Raw genomic sequence first — 22,464 nt, 5'->3', positions numbered from 1 at the left:
GGGGTCTCCTTCACGGGGTCCGTACGGGCATGACGAGCGTCGTGAAACTGCCCTGATCGGCGGAGCGGACGACGACGGGCTCGCCGCCCGAGGCGACCTCCAGCAGCACGTCGGGCCCCACGCCCGCCTCCAGCGCGGGCAGCAGAACGGCGGGGTCGAAGGCGATGCGGAGTGATGGCCCGATGCAGAGGGCGGGGAGCGTGTTGCCGTCGTCGGCGGACGTATCGCCTACGTCGGGCAGCGAATTGCCGTCGGCGGCGTCGGCTGGCGGTGCGGCGGTGTCCCGTGTGGTGCTCTTCTGCGCGGCGGTGCCTTCTGCGTCGCCGTCTGTGGCGGTGCCCTCTGCGGTGGCGCCCCGTGCGGCGGCGCCTCCTGAGGCGGTACCCCCGGCGGCGGTGCCCCTTGCCGCGCCCGGTCGGGCGTCGTCCGGGACGGCGGGCCGCACGGGACCGCCCTCGACCGCCAGCACGCCATCTCCTGTCCGCAGCACCACCGGCCCGTCACCGCCCCGCTCCGCCACGGCCGCGCACAGCGCCGCCCGGTCGGTGATCACCCGGTGCCGGGCGTCCGCGAGCCCGTCCAGGACCATGCGGTACGCGGGGAACGCCTCGTCCGCGATGGACAGCGCCCGCTCCTCACCCTCGCCCCGTACGCGCACCTCGGCACCGTCGACCTCGATCGCGACCTCCGGCAGCCCCCGGGCCCAGACCGCGACCTCCCGCAGTTCCTCGATGCCCACCGTCAGCCCGCACGGCTCGCCGCTGATCGCGAGCGGCCGCAGGGACCGTACGGACAGCCGGTAGCGGTCGGTGGCCACCAGCCGCAGTTCCTGCTCGGCCAGTTCGATCAGCACCCGGCCCAGCACCGGGAACTCCTCCCGCACCGCGCCCACCGCCACCGCCGAGCCCACCTGCCGCACCGCGCCCGCCAGCTCGGCGCCGCCGACCCGGACCCGCCCGCACCGCACCCCGCCCGGCAACGCGCGCAGCACGTCCTCGATCGCCGCCCGGGCGGCCGCCGCCGACTCCGTGCTCCGCCGCAGATGGTCCCGCAGCACCTCCCGGGCCTCCTCGGGCGGCCCGTCCAGCACGGTCATCGCCTCGACCAGCGGCAACTCGGCCTCCCGCAGCCGTCGCAGCAGCGTGGCGCGGGGCGCCTGCTCCGGTGCGTAGGACCGGTACCCGGTCGCCGCGTCCACCCGCGCGGGCCGCAGCACCGCGCAGTCGTCGTAGAACCGCAGCGCGCTCGGCGTCAGCCCGACCCGGCGGGCGAAGGCGCCGATGCCCATGAGGGGCTCGTCGTCGTTCATGGCCGCCATGCTGGGCCTTCAAGCGGCTCGAAGGTCAACGGGCGCGGACCGATGAGTTCCGCGCGGCCCCCCGGTCATACCGGCATAACCCATTACCACCAGGGAGGTCACCATGACCGCTACCGACGCGAAGGGCATCCGGCTCACCGAGATAGGCCGGGTCGCCGTCACCGTCGCCGACCAGGACCGGGCGCTCGACTTCTACGTCAACACCCTCGGCTTCGAGAAGCGCGCCGACATCCCCTTCGGGGACGGTATGCGCTGGATCGAGGTGGGTCCGACGGGCGCCCCGACCGGCATCGCGCTCGTCCTCCCGCGCGAGGGCCAGCAGGCCTCGGCCTACGCGACCGGCCTGATCCTGACTTCCGAGGACATCGACGCCGACCACGCCACCCTGCGCGCACGCGGCGTCGACACCGACCCGGAGGTCCAGCGCTGGGGCGCCCCGGTCCCGCCGATGTTCGGCTTCCGCGACGCGGACGGCAACGCCCTGATGGTCGTGGAGAACGGCTGAGAACCGCGAGGAGCCGGTCCGCACACGGGGGCGGACCGGCTCTCAATCACAAACGGTGCCCGTACGCCAGACCGCGCGGCCGCTCAGCCCGTGCGGCCAATGTGGATCACCACGATGGTTACGGATGCGTCAGTGATCTCGTACATGAGGCGGTACATCCCCACGTGCATGCGGCGCAGGTCTGGTGATCCGTATGCGGCGGTACCCGCTGGGCGTGGGTTGTCGGCGAGGAGGTCAACTGCCTTGAAGACCTGCTCTAACCCCTCGGGGTCGTCCTTGAGGAACCGGGTCGCGTTGTCGAGCGCCTGCTCACTCCAGATGATCTGGTGGCTCAACTCTGCTCCAGTCCGAGCCGCCTACGGGCCTCTTCGTGAGAGACGCCGACAAACGTGCCGCTCGCCTGACTGGCCCGATATTCGGCCAAAGCGAGCGAGTCCTCAAGGTCCGCCAATTCCTGAGGGTTGATCAGCACCGCTGCGGGCTGGCCGTGATCGGTGATCGTGATGCGCTCACGGGCGTGCGAAGCGCGGCGCACCAGTGAGCCGAAGCAGGCTCGGGCTTCAGTGATCGGCAAGGTGTCACTCATGTACAGAAGTGTACACTCCTGTACTGCGTGACGTTCGGGAATTCCAGGGGTGTCGATGCCGATCCGGAGGTGCGGTGTCGGGGGAGCCCCGGCCCCGCTGATGTTCGGCTTCCGCGACGCGGACGGCAAAGCGCTGATGGTCGTGGAGAACGGCTGAGCCCCACCCGCCGGGAGCCGGTCCGCACGCAGGGGCGGACCGGCTCCCGGCGCCGTCGTGTGTCGAGAGATTCACTCCAGGCAGGCTGCGCAGTCGTGCGTGCAGAGTGACCAGAAGTCGAACTTGCACTTTCCGTTTTTGCACTCGTATTCAAGGCACCGAACGGTGTACTCTCGCGCCATTCCGCAGTGCTCGAATACCTGGAAAATCTCGCTCAGCGTCAGAACGGACATCAAGGGCCGGTAGCAAGCGCTGGCGAGCGTGCCCTTGGTGCTGAACTTCAGACTTCCGAGGAAGGTCGAAAATTCAGATTCCGGGAGTCTGGCGAGAATGTTTTCTCGATCGGCGCGCAGGCGGCGGAAGTCATCGGCCGACTGGACAAACCAGTCCTCTCCGCTCTCGCCCAGCGCGCTGAACTCCTCGGCGTTCGTTGCGAGCTTCGACTTCTTGATTTCGGCGGCGACTGTGGTCACGGTCATTGGTCCTCCCGGCTGTCGGCCCGGCTGCGACGGGTCAGTTCGCCTGTATGCCGGAGCGGAAGAGGGTGGATCCTGCCCTTGGCTTCAGACTGCACCATCACCCGGTTGTCCGCATCCGGCGCGGTCTGCCTCGTTGAACTCTCTCAGCCGCTCGCAGGGGCGGTGAGGTGGTCGAGGGCGCCTGCTTTGGCGGCGCGTATGAAGGTGTCGAAGGTGGAGGGCTTGGTGGTGAGGACGGTGTCGGGCACATCGCTCTCGCGGAGTTGGAGGCGGCCGCCGCGGTCGTTGCGTACGTAGACGCAGTTGCCTGCGTTTCCGCTGTATGAGGACTTCTGCCAGGTGTAAGTGGGCACAGCCGTACCTTAGTCAGAGGCTCTGCGCGATGGAGCGAATCATGTCGCGGGACTTCGCAGGCTCCAGCGCGAGGGATTCCATGCGGTCCAGTGTGCTGCGGTAGCGGGACAGTTGGGGTGGGGTGTCCAGGTACTCGGAGCCGTGGTCGGTATCGAGCTGCACGGTGTCCATCTGAGGTACCTCCCCACACAGGTAGATGATCCCCTGCCCGGAGTTGGGGAACGCACCTGCCCCGAAGGGGATCACCAGTAGGGTGACGTGCTCCTTCTCGCTCATGGTGAGCAGGTACTCCAGCTGTGCGCGGGCCACGCTCGCGCCGCCGAATTGCATGCGTAGGGCGGCCTCGTGGATGGTCGCGGTCAGCGGGGTCGGCTGCTCCCCGTAGAGAACGGCCTGCCGCTTGATCCGGTGCGATACCCGGTGCTCGACCTCATGCGGAGCGAGTGGCGGTTCCACCGCGCTGATGATCGCGTGGGCGTGGTCACGCGTCTGGAGGAGACCGGGCATGTGAATGACGGACGCCACCCGCATCGCCTGGGCGTGGTGCTCCAGTTCGGCCATGTCGAGCATGCTCGGCGGCAGGATGTCGCGGTATTCGTCCCACCAACCACGGGTCCGGCCGCCCGTCATGCCCGCGAGCGCTTCGATCAGCGCCGCGTCCGTGCAGCCGTACGCGCGGGCCATCGCCCGCACCCGGTCCGCGCTGACGGCGTAGGCGCCGGACTCGATGCTGCTGACGCGTGACTGCGACGAACCGAGGAGCCCGCCCGCCTGCGTGGCGTTGAGGTCGGCACGTTCGCGCAGTCGACGCAGTTCGGCGCCGAGTCGTCGTTGCCGGATGGTCGGCGGAAGCTTGATCCGGGCCATCGCGCGTTCCCCTCGCTCACATGGCTGCGCCGTCACCCACACGAGGGGTGTTATGACGTATCCCATCGATTTCGTTGGCCGCATCATAGCGGCGACCTATGGTGTAACTCATACGCCAGGTCAGGGCGTTGTTCGGTTCAACTCCTCCTCGTGACAGGAGACATCGATGGCCACGGTATCCCCGCAGAATCCCCACTCCGAGCCGTTCGATTTTGATGGAGAAGTGCGCTCGCTCGTCCTCGACACCGCACCCCGACTCTTCGCCGTCGTCCAGGAATTCGCCCTGGACGGCGGCTGGCGGGACGCCGAGGTCGCGGCGTGGGGGATCGCGTACGAGGACGGGCACGCGGATGTGACCAGCGTCGACGGGCGGCGGCGGTTCAGCTTGCCCTCGCCCGACCGTGCCATGCGGCACTTCGCGCGGTGGGAGGGAGTGACGGCGCGGTTGGTGTGGCTCACGCCGTCTCGCGCCGCCACCTTCGATCCGGCCGAGGCGGCCTGACGACCACAGGACTACATCCGGGAGCCGTCTCCGTGGAGTTGTCGCACTCCATCGGGGGCACCGGCGCTTGCCCGCACGCTGAGGCAGCGACCTGCACAGTCGTGGGACGGATGACGTTCTGACGGTTGGTTCGATCGGGGCCCACGGTTAGCCTGTGCGCCTCGCCGTACCAGCGGCCGCGCTGATTCCCCGCTCCAAGGAAGACCTCGTGACGAATCTCCAGGACCCGCAGGACATTCCGGACCCTCAGGACGCGCCCGGCGGTACGGGCTCGGTGGTGCCCCCTCCCGGCTGCCCCGCCCACGGCGGCGCCTCCCCGTTGTACGGGTCGCGGTTTCTGCGGGATCCGACCGAGAGCTACCAGCGGATGAGGCGCGACCACGGGCAGGTCGCCCCGGTCCTGCTCGAGGCCGACATCCCCGCGTGGCTCGTCCTCGGCTACCGCGAGACGCGCCAGATCCTCGGCGACACCCAGACCTTCGGCCGTGACCCCCGCCGCTGGAACCGCTGGGACGAGGTTCCGCCCGACTGGTCCCTCATGCCCTGGGTCGCCTACAGCCCCATGATCCACTACACGGAGGGGGACGAGCACCGGCGGCGCTCGGCGGCCGTCAGCGACGCTCTCTCCGTTGTCGATCCCTTCGAGCTGCGTGCGCACTGCGAGCGCTTCGCCGACGGTCTGATCGACAAGTTCGCCAGCAGCGGCGAGGCGGACCTGGTGTTCGACTACGTCTACTCGGTGCCCGCCCTCGCCATGGGCACGATGTTCGGCCTGCCCGAGGACCAGGTCGAGGACTTGGCGCAGGCCCTGACGGCAAGCCTTGACGCCAACCAGGACCCCATTGCGGCCCAGCAGCGGGCCGCCGAGATCGTGGCGCGGCTGGTGGCGGACAAGCGTGATGCGCCGGGCCTGGACATCACCTCCCGGTTCGTCCAGAACTCCCCAGGTCTCACCGACGAGCAGTTGGTCGGAGACATCATGGTGATGATGGTCGCGGGCCTGCCCGCCACGTCGTACTGGATCGGCACCACCATCCGGCTGATGCTCACCGACACCCGGTTCGCCGTGACCCTCGCGGGCGGCCGAAGGAGTATCGGCGAGGCCATGACCGAGGTGCTGTGGGCGGACTCCCCCGTCCCGAACGTCATCGGGCGCTTCGCCATCCGGGACACCATGCTCGGAGGTCAGCGCATCCGCGCCGGTGACCTCCTCGTCCTCAGCCTCGCCGCCGCGAACATGGACCCGCTGCTGTGGCCCGACACCACGGCGGGCTTCGCCGGGAACAACGCGTATCTGTCCTTCACCGGCGGCGACTACGGATGCCCGGCGGGCGCGCCCGAACTGGCCAAGAACATCGCGGAGATGGCGATCGAGGTGCTGCTCGACCGGGTTCCGGATCTGACCCTGGCGGTCGAGCCCGAGGAGCTCGAGTGGGTTGACTCCCTGTGGTGCCGAGCCCCGTCCAGCCTGCCCGTCACCTTCACCCCCACACGCGTCAACGCGGGCTAGGCAGTTTCGTTCGGATCACCGGGCGGACGAGAGGAAGCAACGAAACGGCCTAGTCGCGGGGGAGCAGGGTGCCCAGCGGGCCCAGGTCCAGGTTGAGGTCTTCCAGGGTCAGGCCGTGCTGGTCGCACAGCTCCGTCATCCGCCGGTCCAGGTGCATCAGCGTCGTCCCGATGTCGTCGATCTGGGCGTCGGTGAGGCCGCCCGCGTCGATGCGGCGCAGGGCCTGGCGTTCCATCAGCTGGCGGAGGAGTTCGACCACGGTGAGGACGAGGGCGACCAGGTCGCGGCCCATCGCGTCGGGGTCGAGGTCGACGCGGGTGTCGGTCACAGCGGGCCGCCGTCCGTCCAGGGGGCGGGGACGCGTTCGTTGACGGAGGAGAGCAGCGCGTGCAGGGAGAGCCGGATCAGGGGCACTTCGGCGATGGCGATGACGAGATCGCCGCTGACGACGACCCCGGCGGCGAGCACCCGGTCGAGGAGGTCGACGAGGGGGACGCCGATGGGGCCGTGGGCCTCGGCGGGGGCGGTGCCCCAAGCGGCGGTGGTCATGGGGCGGCCCCGGCGTCGGCGAAGGCGTCGGTGAAGGAGTACGGGGCCCAGGGGCCCGACAGCTCGATCTGGATCGCGGGCTCGTCGCGGCGCAGGGAGGTCAGGGCGGCGCGGAGTTCGCGGGTGCGGGTGGTGTCCAGGAGGTAGGCCGCGTTGAGGATGTGGGTGCGCTGAGGGCCGGTGACCTCGACGCCGTGCGGCCGCAGTCGGCGGGCGGCCACGGCGAGGCCGCGTACGACGGCGTCCACGCGCTCGGCGGCCTGGAGCGCGGCGTTCTGGCGCTGTTCGCGGCCCTGGTGGCGTTTGCGTACGCGGTCGAGGTAGGCGCGGCCACTGTCCACTGCGGCCGTTTCCCGGACGGCCGGGGGCGCGGTCGGGGCGTAGACCTTGACCCCCCATTCCGTACGGCCCGCGAGCCGGTCGAGGGCGGTGAGGAACGCGTTCTGGTTCGAGCACAGCGCCTCCCGGACCCGTTCGTCGCCGCGGTAGAGGGTGGCGAGGGGGAGGGGGACGGTGGGGGTGAGCGACGAGACGGCCGTGATCACCTCGTGGTGGGCGCGGGCGCACCGTTCGAGTTCGGCGCGGTCGGACAGGCGTCGGCGCAGGGCCTCTTCGGTGTGGTCGGCGGCCGGTACGTCCTGGACCACGGCGGTGAGCGGTCCCGCTGGCAGCATACGGACGGGGCTGCCCGGGGCGAGTCCGGCCAGCCCTGTCGGCGCGGGGCCGTCGTACGGGCGGCATACCGCGAACGCGTAGGTGAGGACGGGCGGGGGCGTGGTCATGCGGCGCTCCTGGCGGGGCGCTTGCTGGTGGCGCCGGAAGCTGTCGTACGGGTGCCCGCGGTGGCCGCGCCCGTACGCGCGGTGCCCGTACGCGCGGTGCCCGTACGCGCCGCGCCCATACGTGCCCGCTCCCCATGCCTCGCGTTCTCCTCCGCGATGTAGGTCCGGATGGCGGTCATGCGCCGTCGCCTCCCGTCGGGGCCGCGGCGGTCAGCTCACCGGACTCGAAGGCGTCCAAGCGCTCCCGTAGCCGCTCGTTCTCCTCGGCCAGCGCGTCCCGCCTCGCGCGCGAGGACAGAGCCGGGTCGGTCTCCCACCAGTCGATCCCGGCCTTGCGCGCGGTGTCCACGGACGCGACGAACAGCCGCAGCCGGATGGTGAGCAGTTCGATGTCCAGCAGGTCGATCTTGATGTCCCCGGCGATGACGATGCCCTTGTCGAGGACGCGTTCCAGGATCTCCGCGAGGTCGGACGTGGGCGGGCCGGTGGTCGGGGGAGGGGTGCACAGCAGGTCGCGGTCGGGGCGGTCAGTCACGGCGCGTCGTCCCTCGTTCCAGCAGGTCGAGCAGTCGGTCCTCTTCCCGGTCGAACTCCTCGGGGCCGATGGCGCCGGACTCCAGGGCCTCGTTCAGGGCGGCGAGCCGGGCCCGGACCACGGAGGGGTGGCACAGCTCCCGTTCCGCGGCGTCCCGCAGGCAGTCCGCGACCCACACCACGCCCCGTACGGGCGCCAGCGGCAGGAGCGCGATCTCGCTCAGCACGCCCATGCGGGCTCCACGAAGCTGTAGCAGGGCAGCGGCCCGGTGAGTCGGAGTTCGACGTGGCTGCCATGCTCGCTCGCGAGGCGTTCCACGACGGCGCGGAACCGTCGCAGCTCCTCCCGGGCGAGGAGGAAGGACGCGTTGAGCACGCAGCCCGGCACCTCCGGCCCGGCGACCCGCTCGTCCGCCACCTCCGACAGCTCGGCCAGTACGGCGGCGGCTGTGGCCGTGGCCCGGCGGGTCAGCCCCCGGGCCACGGCCTCGCCGAGCCGCAGGCTGGTCTCGTAGCCCGGGGTGCGGCGGGCCGCCGTACGCAGCCGGGCGACCTCGGGGTCCTCGCGCACCAGCGACCGCAGATCGCCCTGGGCGGGGACCGCCTTGAGGTTCATCTCGACGCGGCCGTCGACCCGGTGGAGGGCGGCGAGGCAGTCGCCGTGCGAGGACTCCAGCTGGCGCCGCACCATCTCCTCGTCGGGCGCGACCATCCCGAACCGCATGGGCAGCACCGGCCCGTCCGCCGCGAGCGCCAGCGCCAGTTCCTGGTGGGCGAGGAGGTCGCGCCGTTTGGCGCGCAGCCCGGCGGGGGCGTCGCTGACGACGGCGGCCAGCTCACCGGCGCGCAGCGTGCGCAGCGGGGCGGGGTGTTCGCCGACGCCGGTGCGGCCGGGCGGCAGGACGCGGCGGGCGTGGACGACGCCGTAGACGTAGACGCTGCGGGGCGCGGCGGTCGCGGCGGGCGCGGCGGGCGCGGCGGGCGCGGCGGGCGCGGCGCTCTCGGCCATGGGTCAGTCCTCCTCGGAGCGGCGGCGGGTGCGGGCGGGCGCGGTGCCGCCGGTGCGGCGCCGGGGGCGGGGCTCCGGCTCGGGCTCGTCGTCCTCGTCGTCGCCCCCGACGGCCCGCTTGACCTTCTCCTCCACGGCGCCGACCGCCTTCTTGGCCTTCCGCTTGCCGAGGCCCTGGGCCACCGCCCCCGCCCCGGTGCCGCCGCCCCCGCCGAACAGCTCGGGCACGGTGCGGCTGGTGCGGTCCTGTTCGAGGTCCACGCGGTTGCAGGCCTCGGCGAAGCGGAGATACGTGTCCACGCTCGCGACCACGACCCGGGCGTCGATCTTCAGGATCTCGATGCCGACCAGGGAGACCCTGACGAACACGTCGATCACCATGCCGCGGTCGAGGATCAGCTCCATGACGTCGTACAGGGTGCCCGCCCGCGGAACGCAGACGACCTCTTCGGTGTAGGTGGTGGGTGCCATGGCCGGGGCGGTCCTTTCAACGATGTCTCAGCAGTCGTCGGCCGCACCGCGCCGGTAGCGGCGGACCCTCCGGTACTCGCGCAGCTCGCCCCGCTCGTCGATGTCCACCTCGTACGTGGCCAGCAGGCTCGTCGTGTCGGGGATGCGGGCGACCTCCAGCACGTCCACGCTCACCCGCCAGCCGTCCTCGGTCCGGCGCACCGCGGAGACACCCTCGGTGGGGTGGGTGATCAGCGCGGCGAGCCGGTCGCAGGCGTGCCCGGCCGCCTGCTCGGGCCCGGGCTCGCGCTCCCGCTCCCGCGTCCCCCGGCTGGTTCCGGCGCCGGACGCGCGCCGCTCTCGCTCTGCCATGTGCATCAGTCTGTTCACAGGGCGTGCCGGACCGCGCGCGGAGATGGGCCGGACGTGGGCAACGTCGTTCTCATGCGTCCGGTCCCCGCGGCACTCTCGCTTGTCGTACGGTGAGCCGGGCACCCTTGGAGGCAGAGGACACATGACCACGCAGCCGGTCCACGATGGCGGAGCGCTGATCCCCAGACCCGAGAAGACCTTCCCGGCACTGCGCGCCGCTCTGGCGCAGGTAGCGCCCTCCCGCCTGGCGGAGATGACCTCCGAGCGGGACACGGTGTTCACCATGGCCACGCAGTCCAACAGCTTCGGGCCGATCGCCATGTTCCAGGTCAAGTGGGCCACGGTGATCGAGATCGAGCGGTTTCCCGAGGTGGCCCGGCGTCTGCATGCCGCCGAGCACGCCGCCCAGACGCTCGACAAGGAGGATCCGAAGTGGCAGGCCGCCATGGATGAGATCCGGGAGATCATGCAGGCTGCGCGTGCGCAGATCGGCCACGGGTGACTGGGGCTGGGAATACAACCCAGACGCTCACCATGTCATCGGCGAATCGCCGAACCTCGCCTTCATCGCGCAGGTTGAAGCGCGCGCGGACGAGCTGGTCCGTGCGGCGGCGGCGCTCTACTTGGACGGCTCCGCCTATCAGGGACAGTCACCCGGTGTGCAGGAGGAGGTTCTGTCCGGCGGGATGTTCCAGTACCTGACCGTTGTGCGACAGGAGCGCTTGTACATCGGCCAGGTGACCCCCTGGCCGTTGTGATCGCTCCATCGGTCCGCACCCGTCCCCGTATGACCGGACAAACCGCACCCGGCGGAGGATGTCCGCGCGGGGCCGTACTCTGGAAGACCCCCGGCCCGTGTGACGTGTCGGGTGATTCGCGTTGTCCGTCTCCGGGATGGAATAGCCCTTTATGAGCCTCACCGGTCTGCTCGACGCCGTCGTACGGGACCCCGCGCTCGCCGAGGCGGTGCGCGGCGCCGCCGACGGAAACCGCCCCCATGTGGATCTGGTCGGCCCGCCCGCCGCCCGGCCCTTCGCCGTCGCCGCGCTGGCGCGCTCCGCCGGGCGGCCCGTGCTCGCGGTGACCGCCACCGGCCGGGAGGCCGAGGATCTGGCGGCCGCGCTGCGGTCGCTGCTGCCGCCGGACGGGGTGGTGGAGTACCCGTCGTGGGAGACGCTGCCGCACGAGCGGCTCTCGCCGCGGTCGGACACGGTGGGCCGCCGGCTCGCCGTGCTGCGCCGGCTCGCGCATCCGAGCCCCGACGACCCGGCCGCGGGGCCGGTGTCGGTGGTGGTGGCGCCGGTGCGTTCGGTGTTGCAGCCGCAGGTCAAGGGGCTCGGCGAGCTGGAGCCGGTGAGTCTGCGGGCCGGGCGGAGCGCCGATCTGCCGGAGGTCGTGGACGGGCTCGCGGCCGCCGCGTACTCCCGGGTGGAGCTGGTCGAGAAGCGCGGCGAGTTCGCCGTGCGCGGCGGCATCCTGGATGTCTTCCCGCCGACGGAGGAGCATCCGCTGCGGGTCGAGTTCTGGGGCGACGACGTCGAGGAGATCCGTTACTTCAAGGTCGCGGACCAGCGGTCCCTGGAGGTCGCCGAGCACGGGCTGTGGGCCCCGCCCTGCCGTGAGCTGCTGCTGACCGACGACGTACGGGAGCGGGCCGCGGCGCTCGCCGAGGAGCACCCGGAGCTGGGCGAGCTGCTGGGCAAGATCGCCGAGGGGATCGCGGTCGAGGGCATGGAGTCCCTGGCCCCGGTGCTCGTCGACGACATGGAGCTGCTGCTGGACGTGCTGCCCGCGGGCAGCATGACGGTGGTGTGCGACCCGGAGCGGGTGCGGACCCGGGCGGCGGATCTCGTGGCCACGTCGCAGGAGTTCCTCCAGGCGTCGTGGGCGGCCACCGCGGGATCGTGGCGCGCGGGCGAAGCCCGCTCGGTTGAGGGTGGTGGCGGGCGACGGGCGGGCGGCGAGGCGCCGATCGACGTGGGCGCGGCCTCGCTGTGGGGGCTGGCGGACGTCCGGGACCGGGCGCGCGAGCTGGGCATGATGTGGTGGTCGGTGAGCCCCTTCGCGGCCGACGCCGAGCTGGACCAGGACACCCTCACGCTCGGCATGCACGCCCCCGAGTCGTACCGCGGCGACACCGCCCGCGCGCTGGCGGACACCAAGGGCTGGCTCGCCGACGGCTGGCGCGCGGTGTACGTGACCGAGGGCCACGGCCCGGCCTCCCGCACCGTCGAGGTGCTGAGCGGCGAGGGGATCGCGGCGCGGCTCGACGCGGACCTCGGCGAGATCAAGCCGTCCGTGGTGCACGTGGCGTGCGGTTCCATCGACTTCGGCTTCGTGGACCCCGGGCTGAAGCTGGCCGTCCTCACCGAGACGGATCTGTCCGGGCAGAAGGCGGCGGGCAAGGAGGGCGCGCGGATGCCCGCGCGCCGCCGCAAGACGATCGACCCGCTCACCCTGGAGGCGGGCGACTTCATCGTCCACGAGCAGCACGGCGTGGGCCGCTACATCGAGATGGTGCAGCGCACCGTGCAGGGCGCGACCCGCGAGTATCTGGTGGTCGAGTACGCCCCGGCCAAGCGCGGCCAGCCCGGCGACCGGCTCTACATCCCGACCGACCAGCTGGAGCAGATCACCAAGTACGTGGGCGGCGAGGCCCCCACGCTGCACCGGCTCGGCGGCGCCGACTGGACGAAGACCAAGGCGCGCGCCAAGAAGGCCGTCAAGGAGATCGCGGCCGACCTGATCAAGCTGTACTCGGCGCGGATGGCCGCCCCCGGCCACGCCTTCGGCGCCGATACGCCCTGGCAGCGCGAGCTGGAGGACGCGTTCCCGTACGCGGAGACCCCCGACCAGCTCACCACCATCGGCGAGGTCAAGGAGGACATGGAGAAGTCGGTCCCGATGGACCGGCTGATCTGCGGCGACGTCGGCTACGGCAAGACCGAGATCGCGGTGCGCGCCGCCTTCAAGGCGGTCCAGGACGGCAAGCAGGTCGCCGTCCTGGTGCCGACGACGCTCCTCGTCCAGCAGCACATGGGCACCTTCACCGAGCGGTACGGGCAGTTCCCGGTCGTGGTCAAGGCGCTGTCCCGGTTCCAGACGGACACCGAGGCGAAGGCCGTCCTGGAGGGCCTGGGGGACGGCTCGGTGGACGTCGTCATCGGCACCCACCGGCTGTTCTCATCCGAGACCACGTTCAAGAACCTGGGCCTGGTCATCGTGGACGAGGAGCAGCGCTTCGGCGTGGAGCACAAGGAGCAGCTGAAGAAGCTCCGGGCCAACGTGGACGTGCTGACCATGTCCGCCACCCCCATCCCGCGCACCCTGGAGATGGCGGTCACCGGCATCCGCGAGATGTCCACGATCACCACCCCGCCGGAGGAGCGCCACCCGGTGCTGACCTTCGTCGGGCCGTACGAGCAGAAGCAGATCGGCGCGGCCATCCGCCGTGAGCTGCTGCGCGAGGGCCAGGTCTTCTACATCCACAACCGGGTCGAGTCCATCGACCGGGCCGCGGCCCGGCTCCGCGAGATCGTCCCCGAGGCGCGCATCGCCACCGCCCACGGGCAGATGTCCGAGGGCGCCCTGGAGCAGGTCGTGGTCGACTTCTGGGAGAAGAAGTTCGACGTCCTGGTCTCCACGACGATCGTGGAGTCCGGCATCGACATCTCCAACGCCAACACCCTCATCGTGGAGCGCGGCGACAACTTCGGCCTCTCCCAGCTGCACCAGCTGCGCGGCCGGGTCGGGCGGGGCCGCGAGCGCGGATACGCGTACTTCCTCTACCCGCCGGAGAAGCCGCTCACCGAGACCGCCCACGAGCGGCTGGCCACCATCGCCCAGCACACCGAGATGGGCGCCGGCATGTACGTGGCGATGAAGGACCTGGAGATCCGCGGCGCGGGCAATCTGCTCGGCGGTGAGCAGTCCGGGCACATCGCGGGCGTCGGCTTCGACCTGTACGTACGGATGGTCGGCGAGGCCGTCGCCGACTACCGGGCGGCGATCGAGGGCGCCGAGGAGGAGGAAGCGCCGCTGGAGGTCAAGATCGAGCTTCCGGTCGACGCGCACGTCCCGCACGACTACGCGCCGGGCGAGCGGCTGCGCCTCCAGGCGTACCGCGCCATCGCCTCGGCCAACGGCGAGGACGACATCCGCGCCGTCCGCGAGGAGCTGACCGACCGCTACGGCCCGCTGCCCGAGCCGGTGGAGAACCTGCTCCTGGTCGCGGGGCTGCGGCTGCTGGCCCGTTCCTGCGGCGTCGGCGACATCACCCTCCAGGGCTCCAACATCCGCTTCGGGCCGGTAGAGCTGCGCGAGTCGCAGGAACTCCGCCTCAAGCGGCTCTACCAGCGCGCGATCATCAAGCCCGCCACCCAGCAGGTCCTGGTGCCCCGCCCGGCGACCGCCCGCATCGGCGGAAAGCCGCTGGTCGGGCGGGAACTGCTGGCGTGGACGGGCGAGTTCCTGACGACGATCCTGGGGTCTTGACGGCGAGCCCCGGGCCGTAACGGGCGCGTTTCCGGGGAACCGGCTTGCCGGTGGAGCCACCGTGCATGGAAAATGCATGCATGGTGGCTCTGCAGATTCGGGACGTACCGGACGAGGTGCGCGACATACTGGCCGACCGGGCACGCCAGCTCGGCCAGTCGCTCCAGGGATATCTCCTGGAACTGGTCAAGAACGAGGCGGAACGGGCGGGCAACGTCGCGCTGCTCCAGCGGTTCGAGGACCGCGACGACGGTGCCGCGAGCACCATGGCGGAGACCGTGCGCGAGCGGGATGCGGAGCGGGACGCGCGTGATGCCGGACTCGGTCTCCCGCCGGACGGGCCGGGGGCGACTGCGTGATCATCGTGGACGCGAGCGTGCTCACCGAGGCGCTCACGGGAGACGGGGCCGCCGGGAAGGCGGCCCGCGCACGTCTCGCCCAGGACCCGCACTGGGCCGCGCCCGGCCATCTCGTCGTGGAGACCTTCCACGCCGTACGCGGCAGGCTCCTCGGCGGGAAGATCAGCCAGGATCGTGCCGAGGACGCCGTGGCGGCCCTGACGGGAGCGTCGATCGAGGCGATCGGCATCCAGCCGCTGCTGATACGGATGTGGGAGCTGCGCGGCAATGTCTCGGGCTACGACGCCGCCTACATCGCCGCCGCCGAGGCGTACCGGGCGCCGCTGGTCACCGGCGACGCCCGGCTGAGCCGCTGCACCGTGGCGCGCTGCGTGATCGAGGTGATCGGCTGAGGGGCCGGACCACGAGGGAACAGGGCCGGACGCCACGCGACACCCCCGTGGTCGCGCGGCGTCCGTCCCCGGATCGGTGGACGGCCGAGGAGGCCGCAGCATGGGTGGCTCGGCCGGGCCGGGCCGGATCGCGGAGCCGTGCGGGCGGAAGGGCAAGTCCGTGGGCACGGCCCTGAGGGAGAGCGGCGGGGTGGGTGTTGGGGAGCGGAGCGGCCCGCCGGGCTCACTCAGGACAGTAGGCGCGGGCGGCCGGGGCGGCGAGGAACGAAGTGCACAGTGACCGTGCCGCGCGGTTGCCGTTCGAACGGTGATCTGCGGGCGGTCGGCTCAGAGGTCGCCCAACGCCCGCATCGCCAGCCACAGTTCGTACTTCGCGCTCGGCGCGCTCAGCAGCGAACGCCCCAGCGCGTCCTCGGCCTTGGTCAGCCGCTTACGGGCCCCGGGCAGCGAGATCCCGAGGGCGGAGGCGGCCGCGGGCAGCCGGGCGTCGGCGCGCAGCCAGGCCCGTACGGTCTCGGGACCGGCCGTCAGCTTCGCCTGCTCCAGCGGCCGCAGCTGGGCCCGCGCCCAGACCGCGGCGGTGGGCGCGGACAGCACCCCGTCGAGGGTGGCGGGGTGCCCGGCCGGGGCCGTGCCGCGGGGCGCCTGGTGCAGCCGCAGCGCGAGCCAGACAGCCGACTGGGCGGCCAGGCTGTGGCTGACGTCCACGCCGAGCAGACCGTCGATGTGGCGCACCCGCGCGGCCAGCGTATTGCGGTGGATCTTCAGGTGGCGGCGGGCCGCGCTGCCGAAGCTGAGCCAGGAGCCGAGGGTGCCGATCAGCTCCGCCGGGCCGGGGTCGGCGCGGCGGGTCGGCGCGTATTCCAGGCACGGCGCCAGCAGGTCGCTCGCCCAGGAGTGCCCCTCCGGGCTCGACAGCACCGTCACATCGCTGTGCCCGCCGAAACCGGCCGACCGCTCGGGTGCGTTACGGGCCACCGCCAGCGCGTGGAACGCCTGCTCGTAGCCGACCGGGGTGTCCCGCAGCGCGATCTCCGCGCTCACCCCGACCCGGCACTCCGTCTCCTGCCGGGTGATCAGCCGGTCCAGCGGCTCGCCGTCCGGCGCGACCGGCTCCCCCTGGGTCGGGACCAGCGAGATGAGGTGGTTGGGGCGCACCGGACACGGCACCACCCAGGCCCGGTCGCGCACCGATGCGTTGATCCGGGCCGCGATCTCGCGCCGCCGGTCGACCGGGCACTCGATCACATAGACCTGGAGGACGGCGGGCAGCGCCGGGCGCAGCGCGGCGGCGATCCGCTGCGCCGCGGGCAGGCTGCCGACCATGAGCAGGTGCAGCACCGCCTCCCGGCTGTGCGCCTCGGCCGACTCGACGCGGCGACGCCCCCGTTCGGCCTCCTCCGCCCGCCAGCTCAGGGCGAGGATGCGGGACGCGTCGGCGAGCAGCACCCCGCAGCGCGGCGCGGAGGGCGCGACGACCGCCAGATACGGCGCCGGGTCGCGGGTCTCCCCGGACCCGAGCGAGACCAGGTGGACGGGGCGCGCCTCGCCCCCGCCCAGCACCCCGGACGGGGCGCCGCGGCGGTGCAGCGCGACGGCCGCCTCGGCGGCGAGCCGCCGCAGCGACGCGGCGGGCGGCGGGTCGTCCGCGGTGGCCAGCACGGAGCCGTCGGTCCCGATGAGCATGGCAGGGCCCCCGGCGCGCCGGGTGAGCCAGTCGAGCATGGCCCGAACCGCCCCGCGCCGGGCGGCGAGCCGGGCGAGGGCGAGCACGTCGTCGGCGCGTTCCGCTCGGGCGCCGGAGGGCGAAGCTGCCATGGAACCGCACCATAGTTCCTCCGGTCCGGTGCTGGTGAGGCCCCTTTCGGCGGCCGTTATCGTCGGCGGGATGTCCGCCGTCATAGCCGCCATGATCACTGCCGTCGTCGGTGTCCTCGGCACGCTCTTCGCGCCCCTGCTGCACCAGCGGTTGACGGCGCGTCAGCGGGCGGAGGAGGTCCGCACCGAGGACCGCCGCCGCCGTTACGAGGAGCGCCGCGCCGCCTACACCGCCATGAACCGCGCCTCCCGGCAGTTCCACACCCTCCTCAAGGACGCGCTGCACCGCATCCGGGACGACGTCTACACCGACGACGACCGCGCCCGGCTGGAGGAGGCCCGGCGCGACTACCGGGACCAGTACGCCGAGGCCCAGATGATCGTCCCCGAACGCGTCCTCGCCGCCTCCCGCGACCTGAACACGGTCCTCGCCGGGATCGACGCGATGGCCAAGCGCATCGACCGCGGCCTCCCCCGGGAGGGCGAGACCTCCGCGGTCGCGCTGCTCGAACTGAAGGACGCCGAGCCACGGCTGTCGGAGATGCGGCGCATCATGCGCGAGGACCTGGGCCTCACGGACTGAGGGCCTGGCCCGGGCTGCGGGGCTCCATTATGTGCGGCCCAAGCCTGCCCCGGCCCCCGGGCGTACGACTCAGCGGCCCACCGCGTAGCCCTGGGCGCCTCGGGGGTTGGCCCCGGCCAGCAGGACGCCCGTCTCCGGGTCGCGCGCCACCGCGCACAGGCGGCCCTCCGACCAGGGCGCGCCCACCACCACGTCGTGGCCGCGGCGCCGCAGTTCCGCCACCGCGGGCTCGCCGATCCGCGACTCCACGACGACCCGGCCCGCCGTCATCGCGCGGGGGTGGAAGGAGCCGGGGAAGCTCTCCTGGTGCCAGTTGGGGGCGTCGATGGCGCCCTGGAGGTCGAGCCCGGAGCGTACGGCCGCGTCGCCGCGCAGGGCGACGTGGAGGAAGAAGTGCAGGCTCCACTGGTCCTGCTGGTCGCCGCCCGGTGTGCCGAACGCGAGGACCGGGGTGTCGCCGTGCAGCGCGAGCGACGGGGTGAGGGTGGTGCGCGGGCGGCGGCCGGGGGTCAGGGAGTTCGGCAGGCCGGGGTCCAGCCAGGCCATCTGGAGCCGGGTGCCGAGCGGGAAGCCGAGCGCGGGGACGACGGGGTTGGACTGGAGCCAGCCGCCGCTGGGGGTGGCGGCGACCATGTTGCCCCAGCGGTCGACGACGTCGAGGTGGCAGGTGTCGCCCCGGGTGGCGCCGTCCGCGCTGACAGCCGGTTCGCCGCCCACGGTCGGCGCGCCGCCGACGGTCGGCTCCCTGCCGACGGCCGGGCCCCCGCCGACGGTCGGCTCGCCGCTGCCGGGCGCGGCGGCCGGTCCGGCGATTCCGGCCGCCGACCGGGCGATGGCGGCCAGCGCCTGCTCGCCCAGCCGGGGGTCGCGGCCGCCGGGGTGCCCCGGGCGCAGGGCGTACGAGGCGTGCTCGCCCACCAGCGCGCGCCGTGCGTCGTTGTACGGGCGGGAGAGCAGGTCGGCGAGCGGTACGTCCGCGCCCGCGTCCCCGTACCACGCCTCCCGGTCGGCCATGGCCAGCTTGCTGCCCTCGATGAGGGTGTGCAGGTAGTCGGGCGTGCCCAGCTCCCCCGCGCCCAGCCCGTCCGGCAGCAGGGCGAGTTGCTGGAGGAAGACCGGCCCCTGGCTCCACGGCCCGGCCTTGCACACGGTCCAGCCGTTCCACGTGTACCGGACGGGGTCCTCGTACGTGGCCTCGAATCCGGCGAGGTCGTCGCCGGTGAGCGTGCCCGCGTGGCGTTCCCCGGAGGAGTCCATGGCGGGCCGGGCCGCCGCGGCGGCCAGCTCCTCGGCGACGAAGCCCTCGCGCCACACTCGGCGGGCCGCGTCGATCTGCGCCTCCCGCCCCGGCCCTGCCGCCTCCGCCTCGGCGATGAGCCGCCGCCAGGTGGCGGCCAGCGCGGGGTTGGTGAGCAGCCGCCCGGGGACGGGCGACCGCCCGCCCGGCAGATACAGCTCGGCGGACGTCGTCCACTCCGTCTCGAACAGCTCCCGCACGGTCTCGACCGTCTCGCCGACCCGCTCCACCGCGGGGTGGCCGTGCTCGGCGTACCCGATCGCGTACCGCAGCACCTCGGCGAGCCGCCGCGTTCCGTGGTCGCGCAGCAGCAGCATCCAGGCGTCGAAGGCGCCGGGGACGGCCGCGGCCAACGGGCCCGTGCCGGGCACCAGGTCGAGCCCGAGCCCGGTGTAGTGGTCGATGGTGGCCCCGGCGGGCGCCGGGCCCTGCCCGCACAGCACGGTGGGCGGGGACCCCGCCGGGGCGAGGATCACCGGCACCTCCCCGGCGGGCCCGTTGAGGTGCGGCTCGACGACGTGCAGGACGAACCCGGCGGCGACGGCCGCGTCGAACGCGTTGCCGCCGTCCTCCAGGACGGCCATGGCGGACTGCGAGGCCAGCCAGTGGGTGGACGACACCATGCCGTACGTGCCCTGGAGGGTGGGCCGGGTGGTGAACATGCAGCTCCCTGAGGGTGGCGGCCGAGGTGCGGCCCAGCATCGCGCACCACCCGCGGACCGGTCCACGGTGCGTTCATGCCCTGACCGTGTGCCCCAGGATCGCCTCCGCCAGCGGGCCGAGCACCTGGCGGGGCAGGGCGTGCCCCATGCCGGGGATCTCCACGAGCCGGGCCCCGCCGATGACCTGGGCCAGATGCTGCGGATGCGGCAGCGGGAACACCGGCTCCCCGGTGGGCGCGACGACGAGGGTGGGCACCTCGTTCGCGGCCAGGGCGTCGGTGCGTACCAGCCCGGACTGATCGGCGCGGGCGTGCGCGCCCGAGGTGTCGTAGCGCCCGGTGTGCTCGATGATCCGGCGCTCCAGCTCCCGGAACCAGTCCGCGTCGAAGGGGATGTGGTCGCCGTTCAGCAGCTTCCAGTGCCGGACCCGCCGGTCCAGCTCGGCCTCCAGCCCGTGATCCTCCACCGGCCGCGCCCACTCCTCCAGGATCCGCGGATCCACCCCGGGCAGCTCCTCGACGGGGACCCGGGTCCCGTCGGGCGCGACGTACGGGGCGGTGCTGCACGCGGCGGTGCCCAGCAGCGTGGCGCTCAGCACCCGCTCGGGATGGTCGGCGAGGACGAGCTGGGTGAGGATGCCGCCGAGCGACATCCCGACGAGATGCGCCCGCTCGACCCCCAGCCCGTCCAGCACCGCGACCACGTCCCCGGCCAGATCGGCGATCCGGTAGGGGTCCTGCTCGTAGGACCAGGTGGAACGGCCGGTGTCGCGGTGGTCGTAGCGGATGACCCGATGGTGCTCGGCCAACGCGTCCACCAACGGCTCCGGCCACCCCAGCCCGGCGGCCTGCGCCCCCATGACCAGCAGCAGCGCCGGAGCATCCGCGGCCCCCCGCTGCTCGGTCCAGAGCCGGACGCCGGGGGCGGCCTCGACATCGGCGGTGTCTCTGTGCGCGGTGTGCATGGGCGTGGTGTGCATGCGTGGTCCTCTCGACGCGGACGAACGGACGAGCAATGGAACGAGACGTATCGTCTCGTCACGCGACGCGCGCTGTCAAGGGCTATTTCGCCGCAGGCAGAGCGGTCTTGGCTGACGGGTGGGCGGGACGCTTCTACGCTGAGGGGATGAGCAGCCACGTGCCCAACTCAGCCCGTGTCATCCCCCTGCGCCCCGTCCCCGCGGCCAAGGAGCCACTCTGGCGGGACGTCGTCGGGGACGTGCTGCGGCGGGAGCGGCTGGCGCAGCAGCGCACGCTGAAGGACGTCGCCGACGCGGCGCGGATCTCGATGCCGTACCTCTCCGAGCTGGAGCGGGGCCGCAAGGAGGCGTCGTCGGAAGTCCTCGCGGCCGCCGCCCGCGCGCTCGGTCTGGGACTGGCCGATCTGCTCGCGCTGGCCCAGGTCGAGATCATCCGGCTGACGGGGGCGGGGGCGCGGCCGGGCAGGACCGGCGCCGCCGCCCCGCAGGCGCGGCTGAACTCACATCAGGGCGAGGCCCGGCTGCGGCTCGCGGCCTGAGGCCCGTACCGCTCGTCGCCCGAGGACCCCCAGGGTCAGGCGGCGCGGACCAGGCGCCTCGACAGCACCTCGTCGGCCAGCCCGTACGCCACCGCCTCCTCGGCCGTGAACACCTTGTCGCGGTCCATGTCCGCGCGCAGCTTCGCCACGTCGTGCGGGGTGTGGCGGGACAGCACCTCCTCGACCTGGGCGCGGATGCGCAGCATCTCCTTGGCCTGGAGGCTGAGGTCGGACACCGTGCCGCGCGCCCCGCCGGTGGCGGGCTGGCCCAGCAGGACCCGGGAGTGTTCGAGGACGAAGCGCCGCCCGGGGTCGCCCCCGGCCAGCAGTACGGCCGCGGTCGAGGCGGCCTGGCCGACGCAGAACGTCGAGATCGGGGCGGTCACGAAGGTCATCGTGTCGTAGATCGCCATGAGCGAGGTGTACGAGCCGCCCGGCGAGTTCAGGTAGATCGCGATCTCCTGCTCCGGCCCGGCCGACTCCAGGTGGAGCAGCTGCGCGATGACGACGTTGGCGACGCCGTCGTCGATCTCCGTGCCCAGGAAGATGATCCGCTCCGACAGCAGCCGGCTGTAGATGTCGTACGCGCGCTCGCCCTGCGTGGTGCGCTCGACCACGGTCGGGATCGTGTACTGGCCCATGTCCTCAGATCCCCATCCGTCGTCGCGAACCGCCCGGCCGCACATCGCCCAGCGACTCCACGATGCGGTCGACCATCCCGTACTCCTTCGCCTGTTCGGGCGTGAACCACCGGTCCCGGTCGCCGTCGCGGGAGATCGTCTCCTGGGTCTGGCCGGTGTGCTCGGCGGTGATGCGCTCGATGGCCTTCTTGGTGAACTCCAGGTTCTCGGCCTGGATCGCGATGTCGGCGGTCGTCCCGCCGATCCCGGCCGACGGCTGGTGCATCATGATCCGCGCGTTGGGCAGCGCGTACCGCTTGCCCGCCGCGCCGACCGTGAGCAGGAACTGCCCCATGCTGGCCGCGAACCCCATGGCGAGGGTCGCGACGTCGTTGGGGATCAGCCGCATCGTGTCGTAGATCGCCAGCCCGGCCGTCACCGCGCCGCCGGGGCTGTTGATGTAGAGGCTGATGTCGGTACGGGGATCCTCCGCCGACAGCAGGAGCAGCTGGGCGCAGACCCGGTTCGCGGAGACCTCGTCGACCTGGGTGCCGAGGAAGACGATCCGCTGGGTGAGGAGTTGCGCGGCGAGGTGGTCGTCGAAGCGTGAGGGCGGCGTATCGCCCTCGTCGGCGCGCGGGCTCAGGGCTGGGTCCCAGCCGGTGAGGGGTGCTCGCATCGGGCCTCCCAAGGTGGTGATCCGCGGCGGACTTCGCCGCGGTCACTTCACTGTCGGCCCGCACCGGC

Annotated in this window: 30 protein-coding genes; 10 read left to right on the top strand and 20 right to left on the bottom strand. The window is 72.5% G+C overall.

Annotated features, from left to right (window positions below; all coding sequences use genetic code 11):
- Nucleotides 1-10 precede the first annotated feature (10 nt).
- Nucleotides 11-1,309: a MerR family transcriptional regulator gene (locus tag LCH29_RS18515; protein ID WP_446462840.1), complete on the bottom strand. Its 1,299-nt coding sequence runs from the start codon at nt 1,307-1,309 to the stop codon at nt 11-13.
- A 112-nt stretch (nt 1,310-1,421) separates the two neighbouring features.
- Here LCH29_RS18515 and LCH29_RS18510 point away from each other — a divergent pair, with 112 nt between their 5' ends.
- Nucleotides 1,422-1,823 carry a VOC family protein gene (locus LCH29_RS18510; protein WP_446462839.1) on the top strand — a complete coding sequence of 134 codons (402 nt, stop codon included), beginning with the start codon at nt 1,422-1,424 and terminating at the stop codon, nt 1,821-1,823.
- Nucleotides 1,824-1,906: 83 nt separating this feature from the next.
- Here the strand turns inward: LCH29_RS18510 and LCH29_RS18505 are convergent, their stop codons facing one another.
- The 5 genes from LCH29_RS18505 to LCH29_RS18485 all read right to left on the bottom strand — a co-directional run bounded on the left by LCH29_RS18505 (nt 1,907) and on the right by LCH29_RS18485 (nt 4,266).
- Nucleotides 1,907-2,158 carry a type II toxin-antitoxin system RelE family toxin gene (locus tag LCH29_RS18505; protein WP_446462838.1) on the bottom strand — a complete coding sequence of 84 codons (252 nt, stop codon included), beginning with the start codon at nt 2,156-2,158 and terminating at the stop codon, nt 1,907-1,909.
- Nucleotides 2,155-2,409: a type II toxin-antitoxin system Phd/YefM family antitoxin gene (locus LCH29_RS18500; protein WP_446462837.1), complete on the bottom strand. Its 255-nt coding sequence runs from the start codon at nt 2,407-2,409 to the stop codon at nt 2,155-2,157. The genes LCH29_RS18505 and LCH29_RS18500 overlap by 4 nt, the downstream gene beginning before the upstream one ends.
- Nucleotides 2,410-2,637: 228 nt before the next feature.
- Nucleotides 2,638-3,045 (bottom strand): hypothetical protein, encoded by a 408-nt coding sequence (locus LCH29_RS18495; RefSeq protein ID WP_446462836.1) that lies wholly within the window; start codon nt 3,043-3,045, stop codon nt 2,638-2,640.
- Nucleotides 3,046-3,188: 143 nt separating this feature from the next.
- Nucleotides 3,189-3,398, bottom strand: coding sequence for a DUF397 domain-containing protein (locus LCH29_RS18490; RefSeq protein ID WP_446462835.1), 210 nt, complete (start codon nt 3,396-3,398; stop codon nt 3,189-3,191).
- A 13-nt stretch (nt 3,399-3,411) separates the two neighbouring features.
- Nucleotides 3,412-4,266 carry a helix-turn-helix domain-containing protein gene (locus LCH29_RS18485; protein WP_446462834.1) on the bottom strand — a complete coding sequence of 285 codons (855 nt, stop codon included), beginning with the start codon at nt 4,264-4,266 and terminating at the stop codon, nt 3,412-3,414.
- A gap of 166 nt (nt 4,267-4,432) precedes the next feature.
- Here LCH29_RS18485 and LCH29_RS18480 point away from each other — a divergent pair, with 166 nt between their 5' ends.
- On the top strand, nt 4,433-4,768 hold the full coding sequence (locus LCH29_RS18480) for a hypothetical protein (protein WP_446462833.1): 336 nt from the start codon (nt 4,433-4,435) through the stop codon (nt 4,766-4,768).
- 208 nt (nt 4,769-4,976) lie between these two features.
- Nucleotides 4,977-6,278 (top strand): cytochrome P450, encoded by a 1,302-nt coding sequence (locus tag LCH29_RS18475; protein ID WP_446462832.1) that lies wholly within the window; start codon nt 4,977-4,979, stop codon nt 6,276-6,278.
- 49 nt (nt 6,279-6,327) lie between these two features.
- Here LCH29_RS18475 and LCH29_RS18470 read toward each other — a convergent pair whose 3' ends face one another.
- The 9 genes from LCH29_RS18470 to gvpO are packed head-to-tail and all read right to left on the bottom strand — an operon-like array spanning nt 6,328 to nt 9,974.
- Nucleotides 6,328-6,606 carry a gas vesicle protein K gene (locus LCH29_RS18470; protein WP_446462831.1) on the bottom strand — a complete coding sequence of 93 codons (279 nt, stop codon included), beginning with the start codon at nt 6,604-6,606 and terminating at the stop codon, nt 6,328-6,330.
- Entirely contained in the window at nt 6,603-6,827 is a 225-nt protein-coding gene (locus LCH29_RS18465) for a gas vesicle protein (RefSeq protein ID WP_446462830.1), read from the bottom strand. Before LCH29_RS18465 ends, LCH29_RS18470 begins: the two co-directional genes overlap by 4 nt.
- Nucleotides 6,824-7,609, bottom strand: a complete 786-nt coding sequence (locus LCH29_RS18460; RefSeq protein ID WP_446462829.1) for a GvpL/GvpF family gas vesicle protein — start codon at nt 7,607-7,609, stop codon at nt 6,824-6,826. Before LCH29_RS18460 ends, LCH29_RS18465 begins: the two co-directional genes overlap by 4 nt.
- Nucleotides 7,606-7,788 (bottom strand): hypothetical protein, encoded by a 183-nt coding sequence (locus LCH29_RS18455; protein ID WP_446462828.1) that lies wholly within the window; start codon nt 7,786-7,788, stop codon nt 7,606-7,608. The genes LCH29_RS18460 and LCH29_RS18455 overlap by 4 nt, the downstream gene beginning before the upstream one ends.
- The gene (locus LCH29_RS18450; RefSeq protein WP_446462827.1) at nt 7,785-8,144 is read right to left on the bottom strand and encodes a gas vesicle protein; all 360 of its coding nucleotides are present in this window, start codon (nt 8,142-8,144) and stop codon (nt 7,785-7,787) included. The genes LCH29_RS18455 and LCH29_RS18450 overlap by 4 nt, the downstream gene beginning before the upstream one ends.
- Complete coding sequence (locus LCH29_RS18445; protein ID WP_009715478.1) at nt 8,137-8,376, bottom strand: gas vesicle protein GvpG; 240 nt, start codon at nt 8,374-8,376, stop codon at nt 8,137-8,139. The genes LCH29_RS18450 and LCH29_RS18445 overlap by 8 nt, the downstream gene beginning before the upstream one ends.
- Complete coding sequence (locus LCH29_RS18440; protein WP_446462826.1) at nt 8,364-9,152, bottom strand: GvpL/GvpF family gas vesicle protein; 789 nt, start codon at nt 9,150-9,152, stop codon at nt 8,364-8,366. The genes LCH29_RS18445 and LCH29_RS18440 overlap by 13 nt, the downstream gene beginning before the upstream one ends.
- A gap of 3 nt (nt 9,153-9,155) precedes the next feature.
- Nucleotides 9,156-9,623 carry a gas vesicle protein GvpJ gene (gene gvpJ, locus LCH29_RS18435; RefSeq protein ID WP_446462825.1) on the bottom strand — a complete coding sequence of 156 codons (468 nt, stop codon included), beginning with the start codon at nt 9,621-9,623 and terminating at the stop codon, nt 9,156-9,158.
- 27 nt (nt 9,624-9,650) lie between these two features.
- On the bottom strand, nt 9,651-9,974 hold the full coding sequence (gene gvpO, locus LCH29_RS18430; RefSeq protein WP_446462824.1) for a gas vesicle protein GvpO: 324 nt from the start codon (nt 9,972-9,974) through the stop codon (nt 9,651-9,653).
- A 142-nt stretch (nt 9,975-10,116) separates the two neighbouring features.
- Here gvpO and LCH29_RS18425 point away from each other — a divergent pair, with 142 nt between their 5' ends.
- The 5 genes from LCH29_RS18425 to LCH29_RS18405 all read left to right on the top strand — a co-directional run bounded on the left by LCH29_RS18425 (nt 10,117) and on the right by LCH29_RS18405 (nt 15,219).
- On the top strand, nt 10,117-10,476 hold the full coding sequence (locus tag LCH29_RS18425) for a hypothetical protein (RefSeq protein ID WP_123107740.1): 360 nt from the start codon (nt 10,117-10,119) through the stop codon (nt 10,474-10,476).
- The gene (locus tag LCH29_RS18420; RefSeq protein ID WP_446462823.1) at nt 10,454-10,732 is read left to right on the top strand and encodes a hypothetical protein; all 279 of its coding nucleotides are present in this window, start codon (nt 10,454-10,456) and stop codon (nt 10,730-10,732) included. The genes LCH29_RS18425 and LCH29_RS18420 overlap by 23 nt, the downstream gene beginning before the upstream one ends.
- A gap of 151 nt (nt 10,733-10,883) precedes the next feature.
- Complete coding sequence (gene mfd, locus LCH29_RS18415; protein WP_446462822.1) at nt 10,884-14,468, top strand: transcription-repair coupling factor; 3,585 nt, start codon at nt 10,884-10,886, stop codon at nt 14,466-14,468.
- A gap of 80 nt (nt 14,469-14,548) precedes the next feature.
- A complete protein-coding gene (locus LCH29_RS18410) occupies nt 14,549-14,827 on the top strand; it encodes a hypothetical protein (RefSeq protein WP_446462821.1) in 279 nt (92 codons plus the stop codon).
- Complete coding sequence (locus LCH29_RS18405) at nt 14,824-15,219, top strand: type II toxin-antitoxin system VapC family toxin (RefSeq protein ID WP_446462820.1); 396 nt, start codon at nt 14,824-14,826, stop codon at nt 15,217-15,219. Before LCH29_RS18410 ends, LCH29_RS18405 begins: the two co-directional genes overlap by 4 nt.
- Before the next feature lie 327 nt (nt 15,220-15,546).
- On the opposite strand, the gene LCH29_RS18400 is transcribed toward LCH29_RS18405, so the two are convergent.
- On the bottom strand, nt 15,547-17,037 hold the full coding sequence (locus tag LCH29_RS18400) for a helix-turn-helix domain-containing protein (protein ID WP_446462819.1): 1,491 nt from the start codon (nt 17,035-17,037) through the stop codon (nt 15,547-15,549).
- A 70-nt stretch (nt 17,038-17,107) separates the two neighbouring features.
- Here LCH29_RS18400 and LCH29_RS18395 point away from each other — a divergent pair, with 70 nt between their 5' ends.
- Complete coding sequence (locus tag LCH29_RS18395; RefSeq protein WP_446462818.1) at nt 17,108-17,620, top strand: hypothetical protein; 513 nt, start codon at nt 17,108-17,110, stop codon at nt 17,618-17,620.
- Between the two features lie 69 nt (nt 17,621-17,689).
- Here the strand turns inward: LCH29_RS18395 and LCH29_RS18390 are convergent, their stop codons facing one another.
- Both LCH29_RS18390 and LCH29_RS18385 read right to left on the bottom strand, forming a co-directional pair.
- Nucleotides 17,690-19,579: a gamma-glutamyltransferase family protein gene (locus tag LCH29_RS18390; protein ID WP_446462817.1), complete on the bottom strand. Its 1,890-nt coding sequence runs from the start codon at nt 19,577-19,579 to the stop codon at nt 17,690-17,692.
- Between the two features lie 73 nt (nt 19,580-19,652).
- The gene (locus tag LCH29_RS18385) at nt 19,653-20,558 is read right to left on the bottom strand and encodes an alpha/beta fold hydrolase (protein WP_446462816.1); all 906 of its coding nucleotides are present in this window, start codon (nt 20,556-20,558) and stop codon (nt 19,653-19,655) included.
- A gap of 146 nt (nt 20,559-20,704) precedes the next feature.
- On the opposite strand from LCH29_RS18385, the gene LCH29_RS18380 reads away from it, so the two are divergent.
- Nucleotides 20,705-21,097: a helix-turn-helix domain-containing protein gene (locus LCH29_RS18380; RefSeq protein ID WP_446462815.1), complete on the top strand. Its 393-nt coding sequence runs from the start codon at nt 20,705-20,707 to the stop codon at nt 21,095-21,097.
- 35 nt (nt 21,098-21,132) lie between these two features.
- Here the strand turns inward: LCH29_RS18380 and LCH29_RS18375 are convergent, their stop codons facing one another.
- The gene (locus LCH29_RS18375; RefSeq protein ID WP_446462814.1) at nt 21,133-21,738 is read right to left on the bottom strand and encodes a ClpP family protease; all 606 of its coding nucleotides are present in this window, start codon (nt 21,736-21,738) and stop codon (nt 21,133-21,135) included.
- A gap of 4 nt (nt 21,739-21,742) precedes the next feature.
- Entirely contained in the window at nt 21,743-22,396 is a 654-nt protein-coding gene (locus LCH29_RS18370) for an ATP-dependent Clp protease proteolytic subunit (protein ID WP_446462813.1), read from the bottom strand.
- Nucleotides 22,397-22,464: the final 68 nt, after the last annotated feature.

Source organism: Streptomyces sp. BRA346 (genome assembly GCF_052851135.1).
Note: the sequence above shows the minus strand (reverse complement) of the source record. Positions and strands in the feature narration are given on the sequence as shown.

Excerpts from the sequence above, each read along its gene's own strand:
- LCH29_RS18515 (WP_446462840.1), bottom strand. The coding sequence starts at position 1,309 with ATGAACGACGACGAGCCCCTCATGGGCATCGGCGCCTTCGCCCGCCGG.
- LCH29_RS18510 (WP_446462839.1), top strand. The coding sequence starts at position 1,422 with ATGACCGCTACCGACGCGAAGGGCATCCGGCTCACCGAGATAGGCCGG.
- LCH29_RS18500 (WP_446462837.1), bottom strand. The coding sequence starts at position 2,409 with ATGAGTGACACCTTGCCGATCACTGAAGCCCGAGCCTGCTTCGGCTCA.
- LCH29_RS18495 (WP_446462836.1), bottom strand. The coding sequence starts at position 3,045 with ATGACCGTGACCACAGTCGCCGCCGAAATCAAGAAGTCGAAGCTCGCA.
- LCH29_RS18485 (WP_446462834.1), bottom strand. The coding sequence starts at position 4,266 with ATGGCCCGGATCAAGCTTCCGCCGACCATCCGGCAACGACGACTCGGC.
- LCH29_RS18480 (WP_446462833.1), top strand. The coding sequence starts at position 4,433 with ATGGCCACGGTATCCCCGCAGAATCCCCACTCCGAGCCGTTCGATTTT.
- LCH29_RS18465 (WP_446462830.1), bottom strand. The coding sequence starts at position 6,827 with ATGACCACCGCCGCTTGGGGCACCGCCCCCGCCGAGGCCCACGGCCCC.
- LCH29_RS18460 (WP_446462829.1), bottom strand. The coding sequence starts at position 7,609 with ATGACCACGCCCCCGCCCGTCCTCACCTACGCGTTCGCGGTATGCCGC.
- LCH29_RS18455 (WP_446462828.1), bottom strand. The coding sequence starts at position 7,788 with ATGACCGCCATCCGGACCTACATCGCGGAGGAGAACGCGAGGCATGGG.
- LCH29_RS18445 (WP_009715478.1), bottom strand. The coding sequence starts at position 8,376 with ATGGGCGTGCTGAGCGAGATCGCGCTCCTGCCGCTGGCGCCCGTACGG.
- LCH29_RS18440 (WP_446462826.1), bottom strand. The coding sequence starts at position 9,152 with ATGGCCGAGAGCGCCGCGCCCGCCGCGCCCGCCGCGCCCGCCGCGCCC.
- gvpJ (WP_446462825.1), bottom strand. The coding sequence starts at position 9,623 with ATGGCACCCACCACCTACACCGAAGAGGTCGTCTGCGTTCCGCGGGCG.
- gvpO (WP_446462824.1), bottom strand. The coding sequence starts at position 9,974 with ATGGCAGAGCGAGAGCGGCGCGCGTCCGGCGCCGGAACCAGCCGGGGG.
- LCH29_RS18425 (WP_123107740.1), top strand. The coding sequence starts at position 10,117 with ATGACCACGCAGCCGGTCCACGATGGCGGAGCGCTGATCCCCAGACCC.
- mfd (WP_446462822.1), top strand. The coding sequence starts at position 10,884 with ATGAGCCTCACCGGTCTGCTCGACGCCGTCGTACGGGACCCCGCGCTC.
- LCH29_RS18410 (WP_446462821.1), top strand. The coding sequence starts at position 14,549 with ATGGTGGCTCTGCAGATTCGGGACGTACCGGACGAGGTGCGCGACATA.
- LCH29_RS18400 (WP_446462819.1), bottom strand. The coding sequence starts at position 17,037 with ATGGCAGCTTCGCCCTCCGGCGCCCGAGCGGAACGCGCCGACGACGTG.
- LCH29_RS18395 (WP_446462818.1), top strand. The coding sequence starts at position 17,108 with ATGTCCGCCGTCATAGCCGCCATGATCACTGCCGTCGTCGGTGTCCTC.
- LCH29_RS18390 (WP_446462817.1), bottom strand. The coding sequence starts at position 19,579 with ATGTTCACCACCCGGCCCACCCTCCAGGGCACGTACGGCATGGTGTCG.
- LCH29_RS18385 (WP_446462816.1), bottom strand. The coding sequence starts at position 20,558 with ATGCACACCACGCCCATGCACACCGCGCACAGAGACACCGCCGATGTC.
- LCH29_RS18380 (WP_446462815.1), top strand. The coding sequence starts at position 20,705 with ATGAGCAGCCACGTGCCCAACTCAGCCCGTGTCATCCCCCTGCGCCCC.
- LCH29_RS18375 (WP_446462814.1), bottom strand. The coding sequence starts at position 21,738 with ATGGGCCAGTACACGATCCCGACCGTGGTCGAGCGCACCACGCAGGGC.
- LCH29_RS18370 (WP_446462813.1), bottom strand. The coding sequence starts at position 22,396 with ATGCGAGCACCCCTCACCGGCTGGGACCCAGCCCTGAGCCCGCGCGCC.